The organism is Devosia sp. (genome assembly GCF_041917035.1).
Classification (GTDB): domain Bacteria; phylum Pseudomonadota; class Alphaproteobacteria; order Rhizobiales; family Devosiaceae; genus Devosia_A.
Genome location: NZ_JAYRYM010000235.1, coordinates 1 through 5792, shown reverse-complemented (window position 1 = coordinate 5792; position 5792 = coordinate 1). Strand labels below are relative to the sequence as shown.

Here is a 5792-nt window from a genome sequence, read left to right as displayed (position 1 = left end):
CGTCGGCATTGACGTTGAGCCCCGCCCGGCGGGCCGCGCTCGGCGTCGTGGTCAGTCGCTCCAGCAGCGACCGGCCTGCCGCCAGCCGCACCATGCGTTGCTCGAACCGGTCGCGCCGCTCGTTCCCCACGAGGCCCGCCTCGATGGCGACCGGCGTCAGCCGCTGGTCGGCATTGTCGCTGCGCAGATGCAGGCGGAACTCGGCCCGCGAGGTGAACATGCGGTAGGGCTCGCTCACTCCGCGCGTCACCAGGTCGTCCACCATGACACCGAGATAGCTCTCCGTCCGCGACAGCACCAGCGGTGTGCCGCCGGCCGCCGACCGACCGGCATTTGCGCCCGCCAGCAGCCCCTGGGCTGCGGCCTCCTCGTAGCCCGTCGTCCCGTTGATCTGCCCGGCGAGGTACAGTCCCGGCAGTCGCTTCAGCTCCAGCGTCGGCCTGAGCTCGCGTGGGTCGACGTGATCGTATTCGATGGCATAACCGGGCCTGATGATCCGGACGCCGCCAAGCCCCGGCATCGAGCGCAAGAAGGCTTCCTGCACCTCGGCCGGCAGCGAGGTCGACAGCCCGTTCGGGTAGATCGTCGGATCATCGAGCCCCTCCGGCTCGAGGAAGATCTGGTGGCTGTCGCGATCGGCGAAGCGCACGATCTTGTCTTCGATCGACGGACAGTAGCGCGGCCCGCGGCTCTGGATGCGTCCAGAATACATTGCCGAGCGATGCAGATTGTCGGCGATGATCCGATGCGTCTCTGCCGTAGTGCGGGTGATGAAGCAATTGACCTGCGGCGTGGTGATCGCCTCCGTCAGCGCCGAGAACGGCTCCGGCGGGTCATCCCCCTCCTGCGCCTCGAGGACCGAGAAATCGATTGATCGGGCATCGAGCCGGGCCGGTGTGCCGGTCTTCAGGCGTCCCAGCCTGAGCCCGAGCGCCTCGAGCCGCTGCGACAGCCCCAGCACCGGACCCTCGCCTATCCGCCCGGCCGGCACCGTCTCCTCGCCGCGATGGATCAGCCCCCTGAGGAACGTGCCGGTCGTCAGAACGACCGCTGCGCCCGAGAAGCGCCGCCCATCCAGCAAGGCCACGCCCCCGACACGGCCATCGGCGACCAGCAGGTCATCGACCTCGCCCTCGATGACGGTCAGCCCGGGCTGTTCCGTGATCGCCTTCTGCATCGCTTCCCGGTACAGGCGCCGATCCGCTTGCGCGCGCGGTCCCCGCACGGCCGGACCCTTGCGCCGGTTGAGGACACGGAACTGGATCCCGGCCACATCCGCCACCCGACCCATCAGCCCGTCCATGGCATCGATCTCTCGCACCAGGTGGCCCTTGCCGAGCCCGCCGATCGCCGGATTGCAGCTCATTTCGCCGATCGTGGCGAAGCGGTGCGTCACGAGCGCGGTGGGCACGCCGAGCCGGGCCGCGGCGGCGGCGGCCTCGCAGCCCGCATGCCCACCCCCCACGACGATCACGCCAAAATCGCTCATCGCCTCTGCCTTCCGTTGCGACACCGGGGTCTACGCCACTGTTTCACGTGAATCAACGCTGCCGCCGTGCCGGCACACCCGCACGTTTCACGTGAATCACTTGCCGATGCAGAAGGCGGCGAACAGCCGATCCAGCACCGCTTCCGCGTCCATCCGTCCCAGCAGGCGCTCCAGCGCCTGCGAGGCTCGCCGCAGGTCCTCCGCCGCCACCTCCGGTCGATCCAGATGTTCAGCGGCCCGGCCCAGCGCGGCTTCCGACACCAGCAGGGCCTCACGGTCGCGCTCGCGGCTCGCCAGCAGTTCCGCTGCATTGCGGCCTACCGCACCCGACGCCTCGTAGAGCCATTCCAGCAGACGCTCGATACCCGCTCCACTGGTTGCCGAGACGGAGAGGACGACGCCGTTCACAGCCCCGAGGTCGGCCTTGGTGCCGATCCGCACCATCCGCGGACCCCCGCCGTCCAGCGGCGACGGCAGTTGCGGAGGCTCGATCGATTCGATGTCCGGCGCCTCGAGCCACAGCACCAGGTCGGCTTCAGCCATCGCACCCAGCGCCCGGCCGATTCCCAGCGCCTCCGCCTTGGAGGCTGTCTCCCGCAGCCCGGCGCTGTCGATCAGCAACACCAGCTGGCCGTTGAGATCGAGCGGCACTTCCTTGAGGTCGCGGGTCGTACCCGGTTCGTCCGAGACGATCGCGGCCTCCGAACGCGACAGCGCGTTCAGCAGGCTCGACTTGCCCGCGTTCGGTGGTCCCGCGAGGACCACCCTGTAGCCCTCGCGGACGATGCGGCCCTGGCTGAGCGACGCCAATACCTTCGCATGTTCCAGCCGGAGCGCGTCCACCTCCGCGCGATAGCCGGTGGGCAGCGCTGCCACGTCCCCCTCGTCGGAGAAATCGAGCTGCGCCTCGATCTCCGCCCTCAGGTCGAGCAGACGGAACCGCCATCCCTCCACCTGCCGGGTCAGGCCGCCGTTCATCCGGGCATGCGCCTGCTGGCGCTGGCTCTCGGTCTCCGCCAGGATCAGGTCGCCCAGACCCTCGACCTCGACCAGGTCCAGCTTGCCATGCTCGAACGCCCGCCGGGTGAACTCCCCGGCATCCGCCAGCCTGATACCCGGTTGTGACGTCAACTGGCGGAGAGCGGCCCTGACGACCGCTGGCGATCCGTGCAGGTGCAACTCGGCGCAATCCTCGCCGGTGAAGCTCCGCGGCCCCGGCATCCAGGCCACGAGGCCACGATCCAGCGTTTCGGCGCCGAAGCGGATATCGCACAGTCTGAGCTGCCGCGGCGGGGGCAGGGCGCCGAGCATCTGGCGCAGCATCGCGCCGCTCGCCGGCCCCGACAGCCGGATCACGGCGATTCCCGACGGCACGGCGCCCGACGACAGGGCGACGATGGTGTCGCCGTCGCGCACCGCTGCCTAGGTGTTCATCGAGTCGAAGAAGTCGCTGTTGGTCTTGGTCTGCCGGACCTTGTCCATCAGGAACTCCATGGCGTCGACCGTCCCCATCGGATTGAGGATGCGGCGCAGCACATACATCTTGCGCAGAATGTCCGGCTCGACCAGGAGCTCTTCCTTGCGGGTGCCGGACTTCGTCACGTCCATGGCCGGGAAGATGCGCTTGTCCGAGACCTTGCGGTCGAGGATGATCTCGGAGTTGCCGGTACCCTTGAACTCCTCGAAGATCACTTCATCCATGCGGCTGCCGGTATCGATGAGCGCCGTGGCGATGATCGTCAGCGAGCCACCATCCTCGATGTTGCGCGCCGCACCGAAGAAGCGCTTCGGCCGCTGCAGCGCATTGGCGTCCACACCACCGGTCAGCACCTTGCCCGAACTCGGCACCACCGTGTTGTAGGCCCGGCCCAGGCGGGTAATGGAATCGAGCAGGATCACCACGTCCCGCTTGTGCTCGACCAGCCGCTTCGCCTTCTCGATCACCATCTCGGCCACCTGCACGTGGCGCGAGGCCGGCTCGTCGAAGGTCGAGGAGATCACCTCGCCCTTCACCGAGCGCTGCATGTCGGTCACTTCCTCGGGCCGCTCGTCGATCAGCAGCACGATCAGGTAGCACTCCGGGTGGTTGATGGCGATCGACTGCGCGATATTCTGCAGCAGCACGGTCTTGCCGGTGCGCGGCGGCGCGACGATCAGCGCGCGCTGGCCTTTGCCCAGCGGCGCCACGAGGTCCATGATTCGGGCGCTCTTGTCCTTGACCGTCGGATCGGGCAGTTCGAGTCGCAGGCGCTCGTCCGGATAGAGCGGCGTGAGATTGTCGAAGTTGATCTTGTGCCGGACCTTCTCGGGGTCCTCGAAGTTGATGGTATTGACCTTGAGCAGCGCAAAGTAGCGCTCGCCTTCCTTGGGCGAGCGGATCTGCCCCTCGACGGTATCCCCCGTCCTTAACGAAAAGCGCCGGATCTGCGAGGGGCTGACATAGATGTCGTCTGGTCCCGGCAGGTAGTTCGCATCGGGCGAGCGCAGGAAGCCGAAGCCGTCCGGCAGCACCTCCACCACACCCTCGCCGGTGATGTCGACCTCCCGACCCGCCAGCTCCTTGAGGATGGCGAACATCAGCTCCTGCTTGCGCATCGTCGAGGCGTTCTCGACCTCGACCGACTCTGCGAATTCCAGCAGTTCGGCCGGAGTTTTCGCCTTGAGCTCGCTGAGCTTCATATTTTCCATTGCGCGGAAGACCCTTGGAGAATCGAGGAGACGGAGGAGGAAATGTCGGGGAAGGAAAGCTGCCCGCGCCAGCGTCGGGGAGACGCGCGATAAACCGGACCACGTTGGCGCCTCAGATAGCGAAAACCGCCGACATGTTCAAGATCGATTAGGTTTTCCGGCCGGAGTCGCGTGAAACCTCGCCGGCCGCTGTCGCTAGAACGGCCGCACCACCACGGCGATGACGATGACGATGGCGATGACGAACGGGATCTCGTTGATCGCCCGGAAGAAGCTCCCGGGCTTGCTGTTGCGGTCCTCGGCAAAGGCCCGCCTCAGGCTGCCGTAATAGCCGTGCACCCCGCTCAGCGCCAGCACCATCGCGGCCTTCAGCCACATCCAGCCCTGGCTGAAATCGATCAGCCCGAAGCCAAACGCCAGCCACAGCCCGAACACCCAGCTCGCCACCATCGCCGGCGTGGTGATGCCCCGATACAGCCGCCGCTCCATCACCTTGAACGTCTCGGACTGCACCGAGCCCTTCTCCGCGTCGGCATGATAGACGAATAGTCGCGGCAGATAGAGCAGTCCCGCCATCCAGGCGACGATCGACAGAATGTGCAGCGCCTTGACCCACTCCATCGCTCAGTCTCCCCGTACCGCCGCAAGCAATTGCTCGACATGCTCGATCGGCGTCTGCGGCACGATGCCGTGCCCGAGATTGAAGATATGCGGTCGGTCGCGGAACGAGGACACGATCTCGCGTGCCCGCGCCACCATCTGCTCCCCCCCAACCACCAGCCGCAGCGGATCAAGATTGCCCTGCACGCCGAGCCCCGCCGGCAGGGCCTGACCCACCCGCAGCGGCGTACCGTAGTCGAGCCCCAGCACATTGACCCCGGTCCTCTGCGCGTACTCGGGGAGATTGCCGGCCGCGCCGCGCGGAAAACCGATGATCGGAGCGCCGGGGATGGCCCGCCGCACGCCCTCGACGATGCGCCGATTCGGCTCGATCACCCAGTGCCGGAACGCCACCTCGTCGAGGTTGAGTGCCCAGCTCTCGAACAGCTGCACCACGTCGGCACCGGCGTGAAGCTGCGCCACCAGATAGGACACGCTGGTGTCGACCAAGATATCGATCAGCGCGGCAAAGGCCTTCGGCTGCTGCAGGGCGAACAGGCGCGCCACAGCCTGGTCGGACGATCCCTCACCCGCCAGCATGTAGGTCGCGACCGTCCATGGCGAGCCGCAGAACCCGATCAGGGTCTTGTCCGGCTGCAGGGCCGACCTGATGCGCGCCACCGTCTCGATCACCGGCGCCAGCCGTTCCAAGGCTCCGGCACTCCCGAGACGGGCAATGCTGTCGGCCGTCAGCGGTTCGAGCCGCGGTCCTTCCCCCGTTTCGAACCGCACCGACTGGCCCAGCGCATCGGGAACGACGAGAATGTCCGAGAACAGGATGGCGGCGTCGAGGTCGAATCGCCGCAGCGGTTGCAGGCTGACTTCGGTGGCAAGCTCGGGCGTGTAGCACAGCTCGAGGAACGTGCCGACCTCGGCGCGGATCGCGCGGTACTCGGGCAGATAGCGACCGGCCTGCCGCATGATCCAGACCGGCAATCGCTGCGGGCGTCTCCCC

At 67.2% G+C, this 5792-nt stretch carries 5 protein-coding genes; all 5 read right to left on the bottom strand.

What is annotated here, in order from left to right:
- A partial coding sequence (gene mnmG / locus ACE3TU_RS18115) for a tRNA uridine-5-carboxymethylaminomethyl(34) synthesis enzyme MnmG (protein WP_374626750.1) occupies nt 1-1489 on the bottom strand: 1489 nt, incomplete at its 3' end.
- Between the two features lie 96 nt (nt 1490-1585).
- Nucleotides 1586-2905 carry a tRNA uridine-5-carboxymethylaminomethyl(34) synthesis GTPase MnmE gene (mnmE, locus tag ACE3TU_RS18110; protein ID WP_374626748.1) on the bottom strand — a complete coding sequence of 440 codons (1320 nt, stop codon included), beginning with the start codon at nt 2903-2905 and terminating at the stop codon, nt 1586-1588.
- Nucleotides 2906-2911: 6 nt separating this feature from the next.
- A complete protein-coding gene (gene rho, locus ACE3TU_RS18105; RefSeq protein ID WP_374626746.1) occupies nt 2912-4177 on the bottom strand; it encodes a transcription termination factor Rho in 1266 nt (421 codons plus the stop codon).
- Between the two features lie 195 nt (nt 4178-4372).
- A complete protein-coding gene (hemJ, locus tag ACE3TU_RS18100) occupies nt 4373-4798 on the bottom strand; it encodes a protoporphyrinogen oxidase HemJ (protein WP_374626744.1) in 426 nt (141 codons plus the stop codon).
- Nucleotides 4799-4801: 3 nt separating this feature from the next.
- The coding region (gene hemE / locus ACE3TU_RS18095; protein ID WP_374626742.1) for a uroporphyrinogen decarboxylase at nt 4802-5792 on the bottom strand (991 nt) is incomplete at its 5' end.

What these genes read in the sequence shown, in the direction of transcription:
- rho (WP_374626746.1), bottom strand. Translation starts at nt 4,177, where the DNA reads ATGGAAAATATGAAGCTCAGCGAGCTCAAGGCGAAAACTCCGGCCGAA.
- hemJ (WP_374626744.1), bottom strand. Translation starts at nt 4,798, where the DNA reads ATGGAGTGGGTCAAGGCGCTGCACATTCTGTCGATCGTCGCCTGGATG.